Below are 18,933 nucleotides of genomic sequence, written 5' to 3' on the forward strand. Positions count from 1 at the left end.
GAGAGGTGATCCGATCAGACGGCGACGACGCCCATGATGTCGGATTCCTTCATGATCAGGAGGTCCTGACCGTCGATCTTGACCTCGGTGCCGGACCACTTGCCGAACAGGACGCGGTCGCCGGCCTTGACGTCGAGCGGGTTGACACGGCCCTGCTCGTCGCGGGCGCCGGGACCGACGGCGACGATCTCGCCTTCCTGCGGCTTCTCCTTGGCGGTGTCCGGGATGATGATGCCGCCCTTGGTCTTCTCCTCGCTCTCGATGCGACGGACGACCACGCGGTCGTGCAGCGGACGGAACTTCATGAGCTGCCCTCTTGCTTCAGGTCTGGAGTTGGCGTTGATGCGGCCGGCGGGACCGCTCGCGAACTCGACTGTTAGCACTCTGTCTCGGCGAGTGCCAAAGACGGCGGCGAGATAGGCTCGCTGCGGTTCCGAGTCAAGGCTGTCGCACCCCCGCGCGACGGTGCGATGACGCGCCGGCGGCCTTCCTTCTCGCCCCATGGATAATGCGCCGTCATGTTGAGCCTGCACGGACCCGAAGGCCCGGTGGCGTTGCAACCCGGCAGCCCGATCGCGCGCCATACGGTATGGCTCGACCTGAACGACCCGAGCCCGGAGGAAGCCAAAGCGGTCGAGGCGGCGACCGGTCTGCGCGTGCCGTCCCGGGCGGCGCTGTCGGAGGTCGAGACGTCGAGTCGCCTGCGCCGGGTGAAGGGCGGCCTGTCGCTCTCGACGCCGATGATCACCTTCGAGCAGAGCGCGTCGCAGGTGAAGCCGCTGGGCTTCCTGTTGACCAAGGACCACTTCGTCACGATCCGCTTTCACGACCTGCGCGCCTTCGACTCCTCCGCGAAGCGCATCGCGGAGGGCGATGACAGCACGACCCCGAGCGAGATCTTCCTCGTCGTCCTGGAGGAGCTGGTCGACAGCCTCGCGGACGCCCTGGAGGACATGGGATCGGAACTCGACACGCTCTCGACCCGGATCTTCGACTTCGACGTCCGGGGTGCCGAGCGGCGGCGCCTGGAGAGCCCGCCGCCCCGGCGCCGCGACCTCGCCCTGCGCCGGATCCTGCGGGGCATCAGCAACCGCGGAAAGGTTCTGGGGAAGATCCGCGCCAGCCTGCTCGGGCTCGAACGGATCGTGCCGTTCGTCGCCGCAGCCTGCGACGGCATCGGCCTGCCGGAGGACGCGCGCTTCGAGACGATCAAGCGGGACATCGAATCCCTCGACGAGTTCGAGACGCGCCTCGCTGAGAACGTGCAGTTCCTGCTCGACGCGGCCCTCGGCCTCATCACCATCGAGCAGAACAACGTCTTCCGGGTGCTCACCGTCGTCTCGGTGGTCGGCGTCCCGCCGACGTTGATCGCGTCGATCTACGGCATGAACTTCAAGCATATGCCGGAGCTGGACTGGACTCTCGGCTATCCCTACGCGCTCGGCCTGATCCTTTTCAGCGCCATAGCGCCTATAGTATACTTTCGAATGCGCGGTTGGTTCTGATATTCAGACTGTTTTAACAGCACAAAAAGCGTCTCGCCAAGTGTTAATAGCGCTGAAATCGTCTACCCCGACCTCGAAGGCACTCCGTCATCGCGATCAAAAGTCTTCGATTGTCTACCGCCAAACGGAGACCAGCATAACGCAGCAAGAAAGAGTTCATTAACGCTGCGATGCGATACCCGCGGGCGAGGAATGCGAGTGTCGAAATGTTCAACCGTACGACTTTCAACGAAGCCCAGGCCAAGATCGATGCCCTGGATCGTTCGCTCGCGATCATCGAGTTTTCGATGGACGGAAACGTCGTCCATGCGAACAAGAATTTCTTGAAGCTGATGAAGTATGATCTGCCGGATATTCAGAACCGGCACCACCGTCTCTTCGTAGATAGGGCCTATGCCGAGACCGCAAAGTATACGGAATTCTGGGACAAGCTGAAGACGGGCGAGTACGTCACCGGCGAGTTCCTCCGCCTGGACAAGGACGGCAACTCGGTCTGGCTGGAGGCGACATACAATCCCGTCCTCGACGCCCGTGGCCGGCCCGTGAAGGTGGTCAAGTTCGCCTCGGACATCTCCGCCAAGAAGAAGGAGATCAACCGGCTCCTGACCATGATCGACAACGTTCCGGTGGCCGTCATGACGGCCGACCTCAAGAACGACTTCAGGATCGACTATATGAACGCCACCTCGCGCCGGACCCTCGGGACGATCGACCAGCATCTGCCGGTGAAAGTCGACGACATGCTCGGCCGGTCGTTCGACATCTTCCACAAGAATCCGAGCCACCAGCGCACCATGCTGGCGGATGCGAGCCGGCTGCCGCACTCCACCAAGATCAAGGTCGGACCCGAGACCCTAAACCTGCGCGTCACGGCCGTGAACGACGAGAAGGGTCAGTATCTCGGGCCGATGCTGACCTGGGCCGTGGTCACCGCGCAGGTGAACATGGAGACCGACGTCAAGCGGGTGGTCGAGGCGGTGGGCTCGGCCATCCAGGAGATGCAGAACTCGGCCGAAGGGCTGATGCAGTCCGCCGAATCCGCACGGCACAAGGCCTCGTCGGTCGCGGCAAATTCCGAGCAGATGAACGGCGCGATCCAGGAGATTTCCGGTCAGGTCGGGCGCGTCTCGGAGCGCGCGCAGCAGATCGCCGCGCAGGCCGGGACCACGGACGCGACCATGCGCCAGCTCGCCGAGAATGCCCGCAAGGTCGACGCGGTGGTCAGCATGATCAAGTCGATCGCCGACCAGACCAATCTCCTGGCGCTGAATGCGACCATCGAGGCGGCGCGGGCGGGGGCCGCCGGCCGCGGCTTCGCGGTGGTGGCCTCCGAGGTCAAGGCGCTCGCAGAGCAGACCGCCAAGGCGACTGGCGAGATCACACAGCAGGTCTCGGCGATCCAGAGCGCCACCGGCGAGGCGGTGGGAGCGATCGAGATGATCACCGCGGCGGTGGGCGAGTTGTCCAAGCTGACCCTGGCGATGGCGAGCGCCGTCGAGGAGCAGGCGGTCTCCACCCACGAGATGGCGGGCAATATCGGCGGTGTTTCCGAGGCCGCCAATGCCACCGGTCAGCTCGCCCGGGCCGTCCAGGATGTCGCCGAGAGCCTCGCGGGCCACTCGGCAAGCCTGTCGGACAGCGTGACCCGGTTCATGAAGACGGCCTGAGGCCGGATCAGACCGGGCGCCTCGCCGCGGCGCCGTCCTGCCGAACGAAGCGAGGCGATCCCGTCGGCGCGGCGCATCGAGACGACGCGCCGCGCGAACGTGCGCGGGATGACGGGCGCGCTCAGTCCCGGGCGAGCTGCGCCCGGCCGATGGCGAAGACCCGGCCGTCGCCGAGGAGGTGGGCGGTGAATCCCTTCGGGAACAAGCCCTCGATGGCCTTGTCGCGCACGTTCAGCCCGCCCGCATAGGCGCCGAAGGCCGGCATCACCAGCCGCGTGCCATCCGTGACGAAGCAGCGGCGGCGGACGGCCCGCCCCCGCATCGCGACCTTCCCGCAGGGATGGAGATGGCCGGCGATCTCGCCGGGAACGGGCTCCGGGCTCGGCTCGTGGCGCAGGACGAGGCCGCCGAGGGTCAGCGCGTCGGCGTAGCGCCCGCCGACGCCTTCGTTCACGGCCGCATCGTGGTTGCCGGCGATCCAGACCCAGTCCCGGCCCTCCTGCAGCGCCGCCACCAAGGCGCGGTCGCCCGGCTCCATGCGCTCGGGCCCGCGGGCGTCGTGGAAGGAGTCGCCCAGGGCGACCACGCGGGCGGGCTCGTGACGCGCCACCGCCTCGTGGAGGCAGGCGAGCGTCTCGCGGGTGTCGTAGGGCGGCAGGAACTGGCCGGATCGGGCCGCGTAGGACGAGCCCTTCTCCAGGTGGAGGTCGGACACGATCAGCGTCCGGTGCTCCGGCAGCCAGAGGCCGCCGCAGAGATCGAGCACCAGGGTCTCGCCCGCGAGCATCAGGGTGGGGTGCTTGTGAGTCTTCTCGAGTCTCAGGCCGGCCGCCAAGATCGCATCCTCGGTGTCGTCGGGGGAGGGCGGATCGACGGTCAGGACAGAGCCTCTTGGAGAAGCTCCGCCTCGGCCTCGGCCAGGATCTCGTCGGCGCCCTCGCCGTAGACCCGCTCGCGCCCGATCTCGAGCATCACGGATACGGAGAGCGGCGAGACCCGGTCGAGAGACCTTTGGATGATTCGCCCCTGGATGCGCTCTAGCATCATGCCGAGGCGCCTCACGTCGAGGAGTCCGGTTGCCGCATCCTGCCGCGCCGCCCGCAGCAGGAGGTGGTCGGGCTGGTGCTTGCGCAGTACGTCGTAGATCAGATCGGTCGAGATCGTGACCTGCCGGCCGGATTTCTTCTGCCCCGGATGGTGGCGCTCGATCAGCCCGGCGATGACGGCGCATTGCCGGAAGGTGCGCTTCATCATGGCCGATTCGTCGAGCCACGCCTCCAGATCGTCGCCGAGCATGTCGACCGCGAAGAGGTCGCCGATGAAGTCGGGATCGCGGGCGGCGCGTTCGGAAACGTCGCGGGTCGTCCAGATCGCGATGCCGTAATCGTTGGCCGCGAAGCCCAGCGGCCGCAGGCCGTCGCGCTCCAGCCGGCGGGTGAGCAGCATGCCGAGCGTCTGGTGCGCGAGGCGGCCCTCGAATGGGAAGGCGGTCAGATAGTAGCGTTTGCCCCGCGGGAACGTCTCTACGAGCAGATCGCGCTCACCCGGCAGGACCGAGCGGCGGCGCTGCTGGACCAGATACTCGCCGATCTGCTTGGGCAGGCGATCCCACGCGAACGGGTCGGCGATGAGTGCCCGGACCCGGGCGGCGAGGAAGGTCGAGAGCGGGAATTTCGCGCCCGCGTAGGACGGGATCGCCGGGTCGGTGCCGGGCGGGGCGCGGGTCACGAGGCACTCGTCCTCGGCGAGGCCCTCGAAGCGGAGGGTCTCGCCCGCGAACAGGAAGGTGTCGCCGACGGTCAGCGTCTCGGCGAACTCATCCTCGATCTCGCCGAGCACCCGGCCGGATTTCGGCAGGACCGTGCCGGGCTTGCCGCGCAGGGTCCGGCCCAGACGGACCCGGACCCGCGCCGCCTCCACGATGGTGCCGACATTCATCCGATAGGCCTGCGCGGTGCGGGCGTCGCGCACGCGCCAGAGCCCGTCCGGGCCGCGCAGGATCTTGGCGAAGCGTTCGTAGGCGCGCAGCGCGTAGCCCCCGGTGGCGACGTAATCGACCACCTGCTCGAAAGCTTCCCAGGTGAGCCCGGCATAAGGCACCGCCGAGACGATCTCGTCGTAGAGATCGACCGGGTCGAAGGCGTCGGCGCAGGCCATGCCGAGCACGTGCTGGGCGAGGACGTCGAGGGCGCCCTGGCGGGCATCGGGGGTGTCCTGCGCGGCTTCCTCGACGGCGTCGAGCGCCGCCTGGCACTCCAGCATCTCGAAGCGGTTGCCCGGGACGAGATAGGCCTTCGAGGGCTCGTCCATGCGGTGGTTGGCCCGGCCGATCCGCTGCATGATCCGGCTCGCGCCCTTCGGCGCACCGACATTGACCACGAGATCGACGTCGCCCCAGTCGATGCCGAGATCGAGGGTCGCGGTGCAGACGATCGCCCGCAGCTGACCCGCCGCCATGGCGGCCTCGACCCGGCGGCGCTGCTGCGCGTCCAGCGAGCCATGATGGATCGCGATCGGCAGCGCGTCCTCGTTGAGCCGCCACAGCTCCTGGAAGGTGTACTCGGCCTGAAGCCGGGTGTTCACGAAGACCAGCGTGGTCCGGTGCTCCTTGATGAGCTCGTAGATGGCCGGCATCGAGTGCCACGCGGTGTGGCCGGAGATCGGCAGCGCCCGGCCGAGATCGAGCATGCGCAGATCCGCCTTCGCGCCGCCCGCCACCGTGACGAGATCGGCCATGGGGGGCGCGACCTGCCCCCTCTCCCGAGCGGGAGAGGGCTGGGGTGAGGGACGAGGAGTCTCAGGATCAGGCACGTCGGCGCCGGGCGTCGCGGTCGAGTCAGGTTCTGTGAGTTCTCGTTCTTCACCCTCTCCCGCTCGGGAGAGGGGACCCACGCCCGGTCCCACAACCGTGTCGGCCGTTTCGTCGTGCAAAGTGGGAGGCGCACCCGCAGACGGGGGGAAGGGAAGCGGCCCCTGCGGCACCAGATATTTCCGCAGCTCATCCGGCTCGCGCACCGTCGCGGACAGCCCGATCGCCGCGAGCCCCGGGCTCAGGCGATGCAGACGCGCCAGCGCCAGCGACAGCAGGTCGCCGCGCTTGGACGTCACCAGCGCGTGCAACTCGTCCAGCACCACGCACCGCAATCCGGAGAAAAACTCGGCCGCCTCGCGGTGGGCGATCAGCAGCGCCAGCTGCTCGGGCGTGGTCAGCAGGATGTCGGGCGGACGGCTGATCTGACGGGTGCGCTTGTGCGCAGGGGTATCGCCGGTGCGGGTCTCGACGCGCACCGGCAACCCCATCTCGGCGATCGGCGCGTCGAGGTTTCGGGCGATGTCCACCGCCAGCGCCTTGAGCGGCGAGACGTAGAGGGTGTGGAGCCCCGCCGGCTTCAGCTTCTGCGTCCCGCGCTCAGCGAGGGCGACGAGGCTGGGCAGGAAGCCGGCCAGCGTCTTGCCGGCCCCGGTCGGCGCCACGAGGAGGGCCGACCGGCCGGCGCCGGCGATCCGCAGGAGATCGAGCTGGTGCGGCCTGGGCGCCCAGCCGCGGGCCGCGAACCAGGCCTGGAACCGCTCCGGAAGGACCTCGGACAGGTCGCTCAGGCGAGCGCCATCAGGAAACGGTCGATCAGTTCCAGGGCCCTCTCGCTCATCGGGCTCGGATAGCGGGCGAACACGTGACACCCGCCGGGATAGACCGCGGTGTGGCCGCCATTGCCGGCCGCCGCCCAGCGCGCCGACATGTACAGCGTGTCGTCGAGGAGGGGATCGGCAGTGCCGATGGTGAACAGGGCCGGCGGCAGCCCCTTCAAGTCGGCATAGATCGGCGACACGTCCGGCCGACGCCGGTCGATGCCCTCGCGGACATAGCCGTCGGCGAACTTGGTCAGGTCGCGGGTGTTCACGACGAGCCGCTCCTCGCCCCAGTTCCGGACCGATGGGGTGAGGCCGAGGTCGAAGAAGCCGGCATTCAGGTTGGCGCCCCGGAAGGCCCGCGGCAGGTTGTGCTTGTCGCGCAGCCGCAGCAGCACCATCACGGCGAGGTGCGCGCCCACCGACTCGCCCCCGATCGTCAGGGCGTGAATGCCGAACTCGACCTTGCCGGGGCCGGCCAGCCAGAGGGCCGCGGCCTCGCAATCGTGCAGCGCCGCCGGATAGGGATGCTCCGGGGCGAGCCGGTACTCCACCGAGAGGGCGACGAAGCCGCAGGTGTCGGCGATCCGCTCCAGCCAGGGATCCTGCTCGTCGGCGGAGCCCCAGACCCAGCCGCCGCGATGGATGTGCAGATAGGCGCCGCGCAGCTTCGTACCGGGCTTGGGCCGGACCACGCGGAGCTTGAGAGGACCACCGGGCCCGTCGATCGTCAGCCACTCCGCCCGGGCGCTGTGCGGCATGGCCGGCGCCGCCTTGGTGCCCAGGCGGCGGCGCTCGCGGACTTCGGCGATCGGCAGCGACCAGGGATCGGGCAGGGCGGCATGCGCCGCCACGATCTCGGCATTGATCCGGATCGTCTCGGGATCGATCGTCGCCGGGTCGAACAGGGCGTGGTCGATCATCGTGCGTATGGTCCCGTCGGCACTCGAGCCTCTCACAACACTCCCATATCCCGGGAGTTCTCCCTTTGGTCGAGGGGGCGCTGCGACAACCCGGCGTCGTGCCCCACCCCGTCCTGCATCTTGGCCCTGCATCTTGGCGTGCGCGTCGCCGCTTGCCATCTGCACGGCGCAGGAGAAACCCGCCAACGCCCGATCCGCGTTCCGGTTTCGACGCGGTGTGGTGCGCCGGCCACGGTTCCGCCCGCTTCGTCGCCGATCCGAAGGCCCTGAGGCTTCACGAGGACGCAATGCTCGTCGATCACGACCGGCGCCGGCAAGGCTATCAGCAGGGCGCGCCGCCGAACGCCCCCTACGGGGCGGAGACCTACCGGTCACGACCCTCGGCGCTCCGGCGCTTCCTCGGCGGCTCGCCCGCCGGCGTGTTCCTGCGCCTGCTGTTCCTGTCGGTGCTGGTCGGCGCCTTCATGTCGATGCTCGGCCTCACGCCCGGGCGGCTGTTCTGGCACGTCTATGATTCGGCGCGGGCGCTGATCGATGTCGGGCTCGCCTCGCTCCACGATTTCGGCGGCTGGATCCTCGCCGGGGCGATCGTGGTCGTGCCGCTCTGGCTGATCGCGCGCCTCTTCGCCGTCTCGCGCTGACCGAATCCGAGGCCGACCGGCACAGTCAGGCCCGTCATCCCGGCGCCGCGGAGCGGAGCCTGGGAGCCTGACCCGCCGATGCCCTCGTCCGGCTTTGCGCGGACGGCGCAGCTTTCCAGCGTGAGGCCTGATGCACGCCGCCAGTTCCGGCCGCCCGACGAACCGCCGCGTCCTGGCTCTGGCGCTGCCGATGACGGTCGCCAACGTCACGACGCCGATGCTCGGCTTCGTCGGGGCGGCGGTGATCGGCCGGCTCGGCGACGCAGCGCTGCTCGGCGCCATCGCCCTCGGCGCGGTGATCTTCGACGCGATCTTCTGGTCGTTCGGGGCGCTTCGCATGGCGACCGCCGGCCTGACCGCGCAGGCGGTCGGCGGACAAGACGAGCCCGAGGTCGATCGCATCCTGGCCCGGGCGCTGGCGGCGGGCGCCCTGATCGGCCTGGTCCTGGTGGTCCTGCAGGAACCGCTCGCCCAGCTCGCCTTCCGGATCAGCGGGGCGAGCGAGGCCGTGATTGCGGGCCTTGCGACCTATTTCCACATCCGCATCCTGTCCGCGCCCTTCGTGCTGGCGAGCTACGGCGTGCTCGGCTCGGTCCTGGGGCGCGGGCGCACCGATCTCGGCCTGCTGCTGCAGGTCGCGATCAACCTGACCAATGTCGCGCTGACGCTCACCCTGGTCCTGGGCTTCGGCCTCGGGCTCGCCGGGGCGGCGCTGGCGACGCTGGGCGCCGAGGCGCTCGGGCTCGGCCTCGGGTTGGTCCTCCTGGCGCGCCTCGGCGCGCGGCCGTTCCGGGTGCCGCTGCGCGATCTCCGCGACGCCACGGCGCTCCGCCGGACGCTCAGCGTCAACGGCGACGTGATCCTGCGGACGCTCGCCCTGATCACCGGCATCGTGCTGTTCTCGGCGCTGGGCGCCCGGCAGGGCGACGTGGTGCTAGCGGCGAACTCGGTCCTGTGGAATCTCTTCCTGATCGGCGGGTTCTTCCTCGACGGCTTCGCCACGGCGGCCGAGACCCTCTGCGGCCAGGCGGTGGGCGCCCGGGACGCGGACGCATTCGATGCGGCCGCCACCCTGTGCCTGCGCTGGTGCCTCGGCTTCGGGCTCGCGGTCAGCCTGCTGTCGCTGGCGGGCGGCGCGGCCTTCATCGATGCCGTAACGACGAACGGGCCGGTGCGCGAGGCGGCGCGCTCCTACCTCGTCCTCGCGGCCCTGGCGCCGCTCGCCGCCGCTGCGCCCTTCGCGTATGACGGGATCTACATCGGCGCGACCTGGACCCGGGCGATGCGCAACCTGATGGCGTGCGCGCTCGCCGCCTATTGCGCGATCCTCGTGCTGGTCGAGAGCCTGGGCCTCGGCAATACCGGGCTGTGGCTCGCCTTCGTGGGCTTCCTGGGCGCCCGGGGCCTCGGACAGGCGATCGCCTTCCCGGGCCTCGCCCGGGACACGTTCCGGGAACCAGCGTCATCCGCACGCGAACAGGCGGCCTAGGCGGATTCCGCGTCCGTGCGAGGCGAGCGGCCTGCTAGCGCGGATCCTTCCAGGTGGTGGGCTGGGCGGACGGCGCGGCGCGGGCGACGGTGCCCGTGGTGCGCGGCATGACGGCCTCCGCCCGACGCGGGTAGGACCGGCGCGGCGCCGCGGAGCCGTAGCGGCGGCCCCGGCGGACATGGCGGCGCCCGCGCTCCGTCGAGTTCCCCACGAAGCCGCCGACCACGGCGCCCGCGACGGCACCGATCGGCCCGCCGACCAGCGCCCCCGCGACCGCGCCGGAGCCGACGCCGAGGGTGGTCCGGCTCTGGGCCCGGGCCGCCTCGGGTGCCGCCAATGTCCCGAGCAAGGCCAGGGTGACCAAGACTTTGCGCATCGTCGAGTTTCCGGGTTCCAAGAATTGGTTTCGTCCGGCCTTTAAGCGGCGGAACATGACCAAACCGCGGCTTCGATCTGCGCAGAGAGGCCGCGGTATCAAACCGCCCGGGAACTCACCGGCCCCGATCGTCAGGGTGTGGCGCGGCCGGTTTCGTGCTTTAGGGTGCAGTGCAACGACAGGAGGCCGCGCGACGGCCCAGGAGGGAGAAGCCGATGGCCACGACGACCGATCTGCGCCTGCGCCGGAGCGTGCTCTACATGCCCGGCTCGAACCAGCGGGCGCTCGACAAGGCCAAGACCCTGCCGGTGGACAGCATCATTCTCGACCTCGAGGATGCCGTCGGTCCGGAGGAAAAGGAGATCGCCCGGGAGCAGGTCTGCGCAGCCGTGAAGAGCGGCGCTTACGGCAGCCGCGAGCTGATCATCCGGGTCAACGCCCCGCAGACCCCCTGGGGTGAGGCGGATCTCCACGCCGCCATCGAAGCCAAGCCCGACGCGATCCTGATGCCGAAGGTCTCGTCGCCGGCGGTGCTAGAGAGCATCGCCGACCGGCTCGAATCCCTCGACGCCCCGGAGGGCATCGCGATCTGGGCGATGATCGAGACGCCGGCCTCGATCCTCAACATCCAGGAGATCGCACGGGCCAAGCGCGATCCGCGCAACCGCCTGACCTGCCTTGTGCTGGGCACCAACGACCTCGCCAAGGACACCTGGGCCAAGATCGTGCCCGGCCGCGTGCCGATGCTGCCCTGGATGATGATGGCGCTGGCCGCGGCCCGGTCGGAGGGCTTGGCCATCCTCGACGGCGTGTACAACGACATCGCCGATACCGAAGGCTGTCGCGAAGAGTGCCGTCAGGCCCGCGACCTGGGCTTCGACGGCAAGACGCTGATCCACCCGACGCAGCTGGAGCCCGCCAACACGTCCTTCGCCCCCACCGAGGAGGAGGTGCGCCGGGCCAAGCTGGTGATCGAGGCGTTCGAGCGCCCGGAATATGCCAAGCGCGGCGCGATCAAGCTGGAGGGTCGGCTCTACGAGCGGCAGCACCTCGGCGTGAACCGCCGGGCGGTCACCTGGGCCGAGGCGATCAAGGCGAAGGGGTTCTGAACCGTCTTCCAGCCCGCAGCGCCACCCTCTGCCGTGTCGCGCGGGCCTGGGTCATCGCGCGACCCTCGTGATGACGGGTCCGCACTTGTTCATCATGTGGCGCACCCGGCGGATTCGTAGCGCGTCCGCTGGGTGCGCCCATCGCGCGCCGTGACCACGACGAGCCCGGCCTCCTCCAGGCCGACCAGCGACCGCAGCACGAGCGCGTGCTCCACCCCGACGGTGCGGGCGAAGGCGCGGCTGTCGCCCGGCAGGCCGAGATCCAGCGCCGCCAGGAGACCCGCCGACAGCGGGTCGAGGCCGGGATGAGCGGCCGAAACCCGGTCGAGGGCGGCGACGAACGCCGCCTCGTCGGGGCCCTGGCTCACGCGGCCACGGGCGCCTGCAGGGTCACCAGCACGGATTTGGAGGTCGGCGTGTCGCTCTTCTCGCCGAAGGTCGACAGGGGCACCAGCACGTTCAGCTCCGGATAGTAGCCGGCCAGCGATCCCCGCGGCATGTCGAAGGGCACGAGGCGGAAATTCTCCGCGCGGCGGGTGATGCCGTCGTCGTGCGTGCCCACGATGTCGACGCGCTCGCCGAGCCGGTCGCGGATCGCCGCAAGGTCGTCCGGATGGGCGAACAGGACGCGGCGCTCGCCGTAGACGCCGCGGTAGCGGTCATCCATCCCGTAGATCGTGGTGTTGTACTGGTCGTGGCTGCGGAACGTCTGCAGCACGAACGTGTCACGGGCCTTCCGGGCGGCCTGATGTTCGGTTTCGGCCGGAAGGGCATCCGCCGAGAAATTGGCCCGGCCGGTGGCCGTCTCGAATACCCGCTCGGCGGCGAGGTTGCGCAGCATGAAGCCGCGGGGCTTGCGCACGCGGGTGTTGTAGCCGGTGAAGCCCGGGATCGTGGCGGCGATCGCCTCGCGGATCCGGTCGTAATCCGCGGCGAAGCCGGCCCAGTCGATGGCGGAGGCGCCGAGAGTCGCCTGCGCCATCCCGGCGATGATGGCGATCTCGGACCGCAGCTCCTTCGAGGCCGGCTTGTTGATGCCGCCCGACCCGTGGACCATGCTCATCGAATCTTCGACGGTCACGATCTGGATCTTGCCCTCTTCGGTCCGGTCGATCTCGGTGCGGCCGAGGCAGGGCAGCAGGTAGCCGACCGCGCCGGGCACCAGATGGGCGTGGTTGAGTTTCGTGGCGATGTGGACGGTGAGCCGGCACGACGCCAGCGCCTGCGCCACCACCGGCGTGTCGGGCGTCGCCCGCAGGAAGTTGCCGCCGAGCCCGATGAAGGCCTTGGACGTGCCGTCCCGCATGGCGCGGATCGCCGCGAGCACGTTGTGGCCGTGCCGGCGCGGCATGGCGAGGCCGAAATGCTGCTCCAGGGCGTCCAGGAAGGACGCGGAGGGGCGCTCGTTGATGCCGACCGTGCGGTCGCCCTGAACGTTCGAGTGGCCCCGGACCGGGCACAGGCCCGCGCCGGGGCGGCCGATATGGCCGCGCAGGAACAGGAGGTTGGCGATCTCCCGGATCGTCGCCACCGAGTGCCGATGCTGGGTCACGCCCATCGCCCAGGTGGCGATGACCCGCTGCGCGCCGAGATAGACGTCCGCCATGGCGGCGATCTCGTCCATCGTGAGGCCGGACTGGTCGAGGATCGCGTCCCAGGAGGTCGCCTCAACGGCCGAGCGATAGGCGTCGAGACCGGCGGTGTGGTGCTCCAGGAAGGCCTGGTCGAGGAGCGACGGCCGGCCGGCCGCCAGGGCCTCGGCGTCGCGGGCGAACACGATCTTGGCGATGCCCCGGAAGGCCGCCATGTCGCCGCCCGAGCGCGGCTGCAGATAGTGGCTGGCGATGGGGCGGCTCGAGCCGCGGAGCATCTCGACGGTGTTCTGCGGATCGGCGAACCGCTCCAGGCCGCGCTCGCGCACCGGGTTGAGCACCACGACCTGGGCGCCGCGCTCGGCCGCCCGGCGCAGGTCGCCGAGCATCCGCGGATGGTTGGTCCCGGGATTCTGGCCGACGCAGAAGATCGCGTCCGCCTTCTCGAAATCCTCCAGCAGGACCGTGCCCTTGCCGATGCCGATCGCATCGATCAGCGCCACGCCGCTCGCCTCGTGGCACATGTTCGAGCAGTCGGGGAAATTGTTGGTCCCGTAGGCCCGGGCGAAGAGCTGGTACAGGTAGGCGGCCTCGTTGGAGGCGCGGCCCGAGGTGTAGAACTCGGCCTGGTCCGGATGGTCGAGCCCGCGCAGGGTCGCGCCGATCTCCGCGAAGGCCGCGTCCCAGCTCACCGGCAGGTAGCGGTCGCTCGCCGCGTCGTAGCGCATCGGATGCGTCAGGCGGCCCTGGCCCTCGAGGGCGTAGTCGCTCCAGTCCCGCAGCTCGGTCAGCGTGTGCTTGGCGAAGAAGGACGGCTTCGTGCGCTTGTCGGTGGCCTCCCAGGAGACCGCCTTCACGCCGTTCTCGCAGAACTCGAAGGACGAGCCGTGCTCCGGGTCGCCCCAGGCGCAGCCGGGGCAGTCGAACCCGTCGGGCTGGTTGGCCTTCAACAGCGCGCGGGCGCCGGTGAGGGGCGCGCGGCTGCCGAGCAGGTGCTTGCCGCAGCTCTTCAGAGCACCCCAGCCGCCGGCGGCGGATGAGCGCTTGGAAGACCCTTCAGATTGGGCCATGAACCGTCCTGGATTGGCTGACGCGACGTGTCTCGCAGACGCGAGATAAGCGGCTCTCCAGGTCCCTCACAATGGCGTGCGGGCGCAGGCCCCTCATGCATGGGGCACAGGCTAAGCTCCCACTCCGCAAAGCCTTTCTAAACTGGCGCGTCCCCTCTCACGCGGTGCGGGCGAGTTCCGCGGCGTCCCGTCCGACCACCGTGGCGAGGCTCGTGACGCCGGCCCGGTCCATCTGCGCCAGCAGGCCCGCCTTGATGCGCCCGACCAGTCCCGGGCCCTCGTACACGAGCGCGGAGTAGAGCTGCACGAGACTGGCCCCGGCCCGGATCTTGGCCCAGGCGGCCTCCGCCGAATCCACGCCGCCGACACCGATCAGCGGAATCGTGTTTCCGACCCGCAGGCGCGTCTGGGCCAGCATCCGGGTCGCCGGGCCGAAGAGCGGCCGGCCCGACAGCCCGCCGGTCTCCCGGGCGAGCCCCTGCTCGCGGAGGCTCGCCGGACGGGCCACGGTGGTGTTGGACACGACGAGGGCCTGGACGCCGCGCCGTTGCGCCGTTGCGCAGACCGCGTCGAGGGCGTCCAACGCCATGTCGGGGGCGATCTTCAGGAGGATCGCCGCGTCGGCACCCGCCGCGTCGCGGGCCTCGACCGTCCGGGCGAGCAGTTCGTCGAGGAAGGCCTCGCCCTGGAGGTCGCGCAGGCCCGGGGTGTTGGGCGAGGAGACATTGACGGTGACGAAATCGACCAGCGGCGCGAGGGCGGCAGTGCAGGCCGCGTAGTCGGCGAGGCGGTCGGTGGACTCCTTGTTGGCGCCGATGTTGACGCCGACGATCCCGGAGCGGCCTTTCCGGACACGCAACCGGCCGGCCACCACCGACACCCCCTCGCTGTTGAGGCCGAAGCGGTTGATCACCGCCCGGTCGGCGGTCAGGCGGAACACCCGCGGCCGCGGGTTGCCGGGCTGCGGTCGCGGCACCACCCCGCCCACCTCGACGAAGCCGAAGCCGAGGCTCAGCAACGCGTCGGGAACGCGCGCGCCCTTGTCGAAGCCGGCGGCGAGGCCGACCGGGTTGGGGAAGCGGCGCCCGAGCAGGTCGACGGCGAGCCGCGGGTCGTCCGTCGGCGGGCCAGCCGCCGGAAGGAGCGCCAGGGCGTGCAGCGTCAGGTCGTGCGCGCGCTCCGCGTCAAGGCGATGGAGGAGCGGCCGGACGAGCGGGAAGGCGGCGTCGATCATGCCGGCAGGATCCCGGCCGGAAATGCGTGCCGCCCGTCGCCGTCCAGCGGCATTTCGTCCACCGCGACCACGGCCGAGAGCGGCAGCGGACCGTAGAGGTGCGGGAACAGGTCGCCCCCCCGGGAGGGCTCGTAGCGCAGGCCGTCGTCGAGCGCCTCGGCCTCGACCGCAACGAGGAGCAGGTCGTCCTGTCCGGCGAAGTGTCGGGCGGCCGTCTCGGCGACCTGGGCGGCCGTCGAGAAATGGATGAAGCCGTCCTGGCGGTCGATCGGCGCCCCCGTGAATTGGCCCGCGGCCTCGGCCTCGCGCCACAGGGCACGCGGACAGATCTTGTAGATGAGCGGCATCGAAGCTCCCCGGAACCGACGCGTCGATAGAGGCGCCGGGCGCCGGCGGCAACACCGATGCGCTTTGCCGATTCGAGGAGCGATTGCAATCTGACGCCCGTAGTTCTACTTTCCTACAACTAGGCTGGACGTCACACAGCCCTGTCCGGACCGGCAGAGCGGATCCGGAAAGTAAATTGTCAAGTATCTCCGCGCGTACCCGGCGGGTTTTGAACGGACCCGGCGGACAAACCGTCTCCGTGCCCCCGAGGCAGCCGGATCCCGGCTGGTGAGACGGGGGTGCCGGCCCGCTGAGGGTGAGCCTCCGAGTCCGCGATGCTGTCGCACGAGCAGATCTGGAACGCCATCGACCGGCTCGCCGAGCGCCACGGCTACTCGGCCTCCGGGCTCGCCCGCCGCGCCGGCCTCGACGCCACGAGCTTCAACCGCTCGAAGCGCGTGGGCGCCGACGGCCGCAAGCGCTGGCCCTCCACGGAATCGGTGTCCAAGGTCCTGGCTGCGACCGGATCGAGCCTCGACGAGTTCCTGCGGCTCATCGAGGCGCGGGAAATTCCCGCCCGCACCATGGTTCCGCTGATCGGCCTGACGCAGGCCGGCGCCGGCCGCCTGTTCACCGACGAGGGCATGCCCACCGGCGGCGCGGGCTGGGAGGAGATCGAGTTTCCGGATCTCGGCGAGGAGCGGGCCTTCGCGCTGGAGATCCAGGGCGATTCCATGCTGCCGCTGTTCCGGGACGGCGACGTGCTGATCGTGTCGCCCACGGCCAGCGTCCGCAAGGGCGACCGCGTCGTGGTCCGCCTGCATGGCGGCGAGGTCCTGGCCAAGGAGCTGAAGCGGCGCACGGCCCGGACCGTGGAGCTGGCCTCCCTGAACCCCGAACACGAGGACCGAGTCCTGAATCTCGGCGAGATCGCCTGGATGGCGCGGGTCATGTGGGTGCGCCAGTAGCTGGTGCTCGCGGCGGCCGGCGCTTGGCCGTGACGCCGTTCATCGCTATCGCTGGCCCGTCGCGGACCTTCCGCATCCGCTGAGCGCGAACGCAGCATGGTGCAGCCCGGGACGGATCACAGTGCGGGCAGGGGGGAGCCGCTCGGCGGCGAGGCCCGCTCGCTCCTCGACGCGCTGCCGACGCCCAGCCTCCTGCTCGATCCGCAGGGCCGTGTCCTCCACGCCAACCCGGCCCTGGAGCATCTCGCCGGGTATCCGGCCGAGCGGCTCGCCGCGCAGGGTCTGGACCTCATGCTGGCCCATCGCACGACGGCGCTCGATCCCGCCGGCCCCGCGAGTCAGGAATTCCTGGCCGCACGCGCGGACGGGACCACCTTCTGGGCCCATCTGGACACGGCGCCGCTTCCCGGCACCCGCAACCGCATCGGCCAGATCCTCGACGTCACGGCGCGCCGCGAGGCCGAGGGGGCGCTCGCCCTCTCCCGCCAGCGCGAGGCACTGGGGCTGCTGACCAACAGCGTGGCGCACGAGTTCAACAACTTCCTGCAGATCCTGATCGGCTACATCGACGGGCTGAAACGTCGCCTCGGAGACCGGCAGGAGCCGTTCATCCAGCGGGCGATCGCCCGCTCAGCCGACGCCACCGAGCGGGCGGCGATCCTGACCCGGCACCTGCTGGCCTATTCCCGACGCATCGCGCCCGACGTCCGGGCGGTGGACCTCGACGCGATCGTGGCGGATCTCGCAGGCCGCCTCGAGCCCGATCTGCCGCCCGGCATCCGTCTCACCGTCGCGGCGACGCCGGGCCTGCCCCGGGCGATCAGCAATCCGACCCAGATTGAGTTCGCCCTGCGGCATCTCGTCGCCAATGCCTGCGAGGCCATGCCGTCCGGGGGAACGCTGACTCTGTCGACCTTTCGGATCGATCCCGGCGACCGGTCCTTGCAGCAGCCGGGCCTCGGCAGCGTCGGGATCGCGGTCGGGGATACGGGGCTGGGCATGTCGCCCGAGATGCTCACCCGGGCCCTGGCGCCGTTTCAGACCAGTCACGAGGCGGGGCGCGGCGCGGGCCTCGCGATCGTGCATGGGCTGATGAAGCGCCAGAACGGCACCATCACCCTCGACAGCCGCAGCGGGGAGGGGACCCAGGTGCGCCTCGTCTTTCCGGCGGCTCCCGAGCGCACTCTCCACTGAGCCGCCGGGTCCGACGCGCGGCGCAACGCAACCCCGGGCAGCGGGCCTTCGGCGTGCCCGGCTCGGCCGGATCGCCGTTCACCGCGTCCATGGACGGGGGGCGATCCCGTGGAAAACGTCATCCCGGCGCCGTCGGGCAGGACTAAAACCCGAGCCGGGCCGTTCCCATATCGTCACTGGCGCTCCGCGCTCTTCGGTTCTCGTCCTCTGAGGCGTGTACATGTTTACTGAGATTTCGCGCCGCCGGCGTGTGGCCGCCCTCCTGGCGCTGGCCGCTGCGCTGACCGTCGCGGCGCCCGTCGTGGAAGCCCGTCCGGGCGGCGGCGGATCGTTCGGATCCCGTGGCTCGCGCACCTACACGGCCCCCTCGGCCACGCCGACGGCCCCGGGTGGCGGCATGACCATGCAGCGTTCGCAGACCGCGCCGTCCCCCGGCATGGGCAGCCCCGGCATGCAGGCTCCGGCCGCGCCCGGCCGGCGGTTCGGCGGCGGCTTCTTCGCGGGCCTGCTGGGTGCCGGCCTGATCGGCGCACTCCTCGGCGGCGGCTTCTTCGGCGGCCTCGGTGGCCTCGCCTCGATGATCGGCCTGCTGTTCCAGGTCGGGCTCGTGGTGCTCGTGGTGATGCTGGCCCTGCGCTTCTTCCGCCGCCGGAACGAGCCGGCCGGCGCCGGTGCCCCCTATGCCCGCTCGTCGCTCAACGACGAGCCCGGCGCGCGCGGCCCGATGGGCGCTGCTCCGGCCGGCCCCGCCGCCGGCATGTTCGGCGGTGGCCAGCGGCCGCCGCAGACACGCCCGGTCCAGATCGGCCCGGCCGACTATCAGGCGTTCGAGCGGCTGCTCGGCGACGTTCAGGATGCCTATTCCCGCGAGGATCGGGTGACGCTGGGCAACCTGTCGACGCCCGAGATGGTCGGCTACTTCGATGAGGAGCTGCGCAACAACGCGGCCCGCGGCGTGGTGAACACGATCTCGGACGTGAAGCTGCTGCAGGGCGATCTTGCGGAAGCCTGGGGTGAGGATCGCACCGACTACGCCACCGTGGCGATGCGCTACGCCCTCAAGGACGTGATGGTGGAGCGGGCCAGCGGCCGCGTCGTCTCGACGGATACGTCCGAGGCGACGGAGCTCTGGACCTTCCTGCGCCAGCCCGGGCGCGGCTGGGTGCTCTCGGCGATCCAGCAGACCCGCTGATTGCGCCGCGCTCCGG

17 protein-coding genes are annotated in these 18,933 nt (G+C 70.2%); 8 read left to right on the forward strand and 9 right to left on the reverse strand.

From position 1 onward, the window contains the following. Positions 1 to 14: 14 nt before the first annotated feature. The gene (gene groES / locus BM396_RS02540) at positions 15 to 305 is read right to left on the reverse strand and encodes a co-chaperone GroES (RefSeq protein WP_010682002.1); all 291 of its coding nucleotides are present in this window, start codon (positions 303 to 305) and stop codon (positions 15 to 17) included. A 213-nt stretch (positions 306 to 518) separates the two neighbouring features. Between groES and BM396_RS02545 the strand changes: the two genes are divergently transcribed. Both BM396_RS02545 and BM396_RS02550 read left to right on the forward strand, forming a co-directional pair. Further along, positions 519 to 1,505 (forward strand): CorA family divalent cation transporter, encoded by a 987-nt coding sequence (locus tag BM396_RS02545; RefSeq protein ID WP_043383190.1) that lies wholly within the window; start codon positions 519 to 521, stop codon positions 1,503 to 1,505. A gap of 206 nt (positions 1,506 to 1,711) precedes the next feature. After that, positions 1,712 to 3,172, forward strand: a complete 1,461-nt coding sequence (locus tag BM396_RS02550) for a methyl-accepting chemotaxis protein (RefSeq protein WP_043383193.1) — start codon at positions 1,712 to 1,714, stop codon at positions 3,170 to 3,172. Between the two features lie 121 nt (positions 3,173 to 3,293). Here BM396_RS02550 and pdeM read toward each other — a convergent pair whose 3' ends face one another. Genes pdeM through BM396_RS02565 form a run of 3 tightly spaced genes read right to left on the reverse strand, consistent with a single transcriptional unit; the run spans position 3,294 to position 7,725 of the window. Continuing rightward, complete coding sequence (pdeM, locus tag BM396_RS02555) at positions 3,294 to 4,007, reverse strand: ligase-associated DNA damage response endonuclease PdeM (protein ID WP_043351737.1); 714 nt, start codon at positions 4,005 to 4,007, stop codon at positions 3,294 to 3,296. Positions 4,008 to 4,048: 41 nt separating this feature from the next. Continuing rightward, positions 4,049 to 6,772 (reverse strand): ligase-associated DNA damage response DEXH box helicase, encoded by a 2,724-nt coding sequence (locus BM396_RS02560; RefSeq protein ID WP_170867462.1) that lies wholly within the window; start codon positions 6,770 to 6,772, stop codon positions 4,049 to 4,051. Further along, on the reverse strand, positions 6,769 to 7,725 hold the full coding sequence (locus BM396_RS02565; protein ID WP_043383200.1) for an alpha/beta hydrolase: 957 nt from the start codon (positions 7,723 to 7,725) through the stop codon (positions 6,769 to 6,771). Before BM396_RS02565 ends, BM396_RS02560 begins: the two co-directional genes overlap by 4 nt. Before the next feature lie 287 nt (positions 7,726 to 8,012). Between BM396_RS02565 and BM396_RS02570 the strand changes: the two genes are divergently transcribed. Together BM396_RS02570 and BM396_RS02575 are read left to right on the forward strand one after the other, a co-directional pair. Continuing rightward, positions 8,013 to 8,366 carry a DUF6460 domain-containing protein gene (locus BM396_RS02570; RefSeq protein WP_043351744.1) on the forward strand — a complete coding sequence of 118 codons (354 nt, stop codon included), beginning with the start codon at positions 8,013 to 8,015 and terminating at the stop codon, positions 8,364 to 8,366. Between the two features lie 130 nt (positions 8,367 to 8,496). Further along, positions 8,497 to 9,855 carry an MATE family efflux transporter gene (locus BM396_RS02575; RefSeq protein ID WP_170867458.1) on the forward strand — a complete coding sequence of 453 codons (1,359 nt, stop codon included), beginning with the start codon at positions 8,497 to 8,499 and terminating at the stop codon, positions 9,853 to 9,855. Positions 9,856 to 9,889: 34 nt separating this feature from the next. Here the strand turns inward: BM396_RS02575 and BM396_RS02580 are convergent, their stop codons facing one another. Further along, positions 9,890 to 10,231 carry a hypothetical protein gene (locus BM396_RS02580; RefSeq protein ID WP_043383204.1) on the reverse strand — a complete coding sequence of 114 codons (342 nt, stop codon included), beginning with the start codon at positions 10,229 to 10,231 and terminating at the stop codon, positions 9,890 to 9,892. A 215-nt stretch (positions 10,232 to 10,446) separates the two neighbouring features. Between BM396_RS02580 and BM396_RS02585 the strand changes: the two genes are divergently transcribed. Next, positions 10,447 to 11,340, forward strand: a complete 894-nt coding sequence (locus BM396_RS02585; protein WP_043383208.1) for an HpcH/HpaI aldolase/citrate lyase family protein — start codon at positions 10,447 to 10,449, stop codon at positions 11,338 to 11,340. A gap of 92 nt (positions 11,341 to 11,432) precedes the next feature. Here BM396_RS02585 and BM396_RS02590 read toward each other — a convergent pair whose 3' ends face one another. The 4 genes from BM396_RS02590 to BM396_RS02605 all read right to left on the reverse strand — a co-directional run bounded on the left by BM396_RS02590 (position 11,433) and on the right by BM396_RS02605 (position 15,583). After that, complete coding sequence (locus tag BM396_RS02590; protein WP_043383211.1) at positions 11,433 to 11,708, reverse strand: hypothetical protein; 276 nt, start codon at positions 11,706 to 11,708, stop codon at positions 11,433 to 11,435. After that, on the reverse strand, positions 11,705 to 14,002 hold the full coding sequence (locus tag BM396_RS02595; RefSeq protein WP_043383213.1) for an FdhF/YdeP family oxidoreductase: 2,298 nt from the start codon (positions 14,000 to 14,002) through the stop codon (positions 11,705 to 11,707). The genes BM396_RS02590 and BM396_RS02595 overlap by 4 nt, the downstream gene beginning before the upstream one ends. A gap of 157 nt (positions 14,003 to 14,159) precedes the next feature. Continuing rightward, positions 14,160 to 15,236 (reverse strand): quinone-dependent dihydroorotate dehydrogenase, encoded by a 1,077-nt coding sequence (locus BM396_RS02600; protein ID WP_043383217.1) that lies wholly within the window; start codon positions 15,234 to 15,236, stop codon positions 14,160 to 14,162. Next, complete coding sequence (locus BM396_RS02605) at positions 15,233 to 15,583, reverse strand: DUF952 domain-containing protein (protein WP_043383220.1); 351 nt, start codon at positions 15,581 to 15,583, stop codon at positions 15,233 to 15,235. The genes BM396_RS02600 and BM396_RS02605 overlap by 4 nt, the downstream gene beginning before the upstream one ends. A 315-nt stretch (positions 15,584 to 15,898) precedes the next feature. On the opposite strand from BM396_RS02605, the gene BM396_RS02610 reads away from it, so the two are divergent. From BM396_RS02610 to BM396_RS02620, 3 genes are all read left to right on the forward strand, one after another. Continuing rightward, positions 15,899 to 16,531 (forward strand): S24 family peptidase, encoded by a 633-nt coding sequence (locus BM396_RS02610; protein WP_043355978.1) that lies wholly within the window; start codon positions 15,899 to 15,901, stop codon positions 16,529 to 16,531. Between the two features lie 96 nt (positions 16,532 to 16,627). Further along, positions 16,628 to 17,725, forward strand: a complete 1,098-nt coding sequence (locus BM396_RS02615; protein ID WP_043383223.1) for a two-component system sensor histidine kinase NtrB — start codon at positions 16,628 to 16,630, stop codon at positions 17,723 to 17,725. Between the two features lie 220 nt (positions 17,726 to 17,945). Further along, positions 17,946 to 18,917, forward strand: coding sequence for a TIM44-like domain-containing protein (locus BM396_RS02620; RefSeq protein WP_043383225.1), 972 nt, complete (start codon positions 17,946 to 17,948; stop codon positions 18,915 to 18,917). The last annotated feature ends 16 nt before the right edge of the window (positions 18,918 to 18,933 follow it).

This window comes from Methylobacterium sp. UNCCL125 (assembly GCF_900116795.1).
Lineage (GTDB): Bacteria > Pseudomonadota > Alphaproteobacteria > Rhizobiales > Beijerinckiaceae > Methylobacterium > Methylobacterium fujisawaense.

Bases quoted from the DNA above. Each gene is read 5' to 3' on its own strand.
- groES (WP_010682002.1), bottom strand. From the start codon at position 305: ATGAAGTTCCGTCCGCTGCACGACCGCGTGGTCGTCCGTCGCATCGAG.
- BM396_RS02570 (WP_043351744.1), top strand. From the start codon at position 8,013: ATGCTCGTCGATCACGACCGGCGCCGGCAAGGCTATCAGCAGGGCGCG.
- BM396_RS02550 (WP_043383193.1), top strand. From the start codon at position 1,712: ATGTTCAACCGTACGACTTTCAACGAAGCCCAGGCCAAGATCGATGCC.
- BM396_RS02610 (WP_043355978.1), top strand. From the start codon at position 15,899: ATGCTGTCGCACGAGCAGATCTGGAACGCCATCGACCGGCTCGCCGAG.
- BM396_RS02605 (WP_043383220.1), bottom strand. From the start codon at position 15,583: ATGCCGCTCATCTACAAGATCTGTCCGCGTGCCCTGTGGCGCGAGGCC.
- BM396_RS02580 (WP_043383204.1), bottom strand. From the start codon at position 10,231: ATGCGCAAAGTCTTGGTCACCCTGGCCTTGCTCGGGACATTGGCGGCA.
- BM396_RS02620 (WP_043383225.1), top strand. From the start codon at position 17,946: ATGTTTACTGAGATTTCGCGCCGCCGGCGTGTGGCCGCCCTCCTGGCG.
- BM396_RS02585 (WP_043383208.1), top strand. From the start codon at position 10,447: ATGGCCACGACGACCGATCTGCGCCTGCGCCGGAGCGTGCTCTACATG.
- BM396_RS02600 (WP_043383217.1), bottom strand. From the start codon at position 15,236: ATGATCGACGCCGCCTTCCCGCTCGTCCGGCCGCTCCTCCATCGCCTT.
- BM396_RS02595 (WP_043383213.1), bottom strand. From the start codon at position 14,002: ATGGCCCAATCTGAAGGGTCTTCCAAGCGCTCATCCGCCGCCGGCGGC.
- BM396_RS02545 (WP_043383190.1), top strand. From the start codon at position 519: ATGTTGAGCCTGCACGGACCCGAAGGCCCGGTGGCGTTGCAACCCGGC.
- BM396_RS02615 (WP_043383223.1), top strand. From the start codon at position 16,628: ATGGTGCAGCCCGGGACGGATCACAGTGCGGGCAGGGGGGAGCCGCTC.
- BM396_RS02575 (WP_170867458.1), top strand. From the start codon at position 8,497: ATGCACGCCGCCAGTTCCGGCCGCCCGACGAACCGCCGCGTCCTGGCT.
- BM396_RS02565 (WP_043383200.1), bottom strand. From the start codon at position 7,725: ATGATCGACCACGCCCTGTTCGACCCGGCGACGATCGATCCCGAGACG.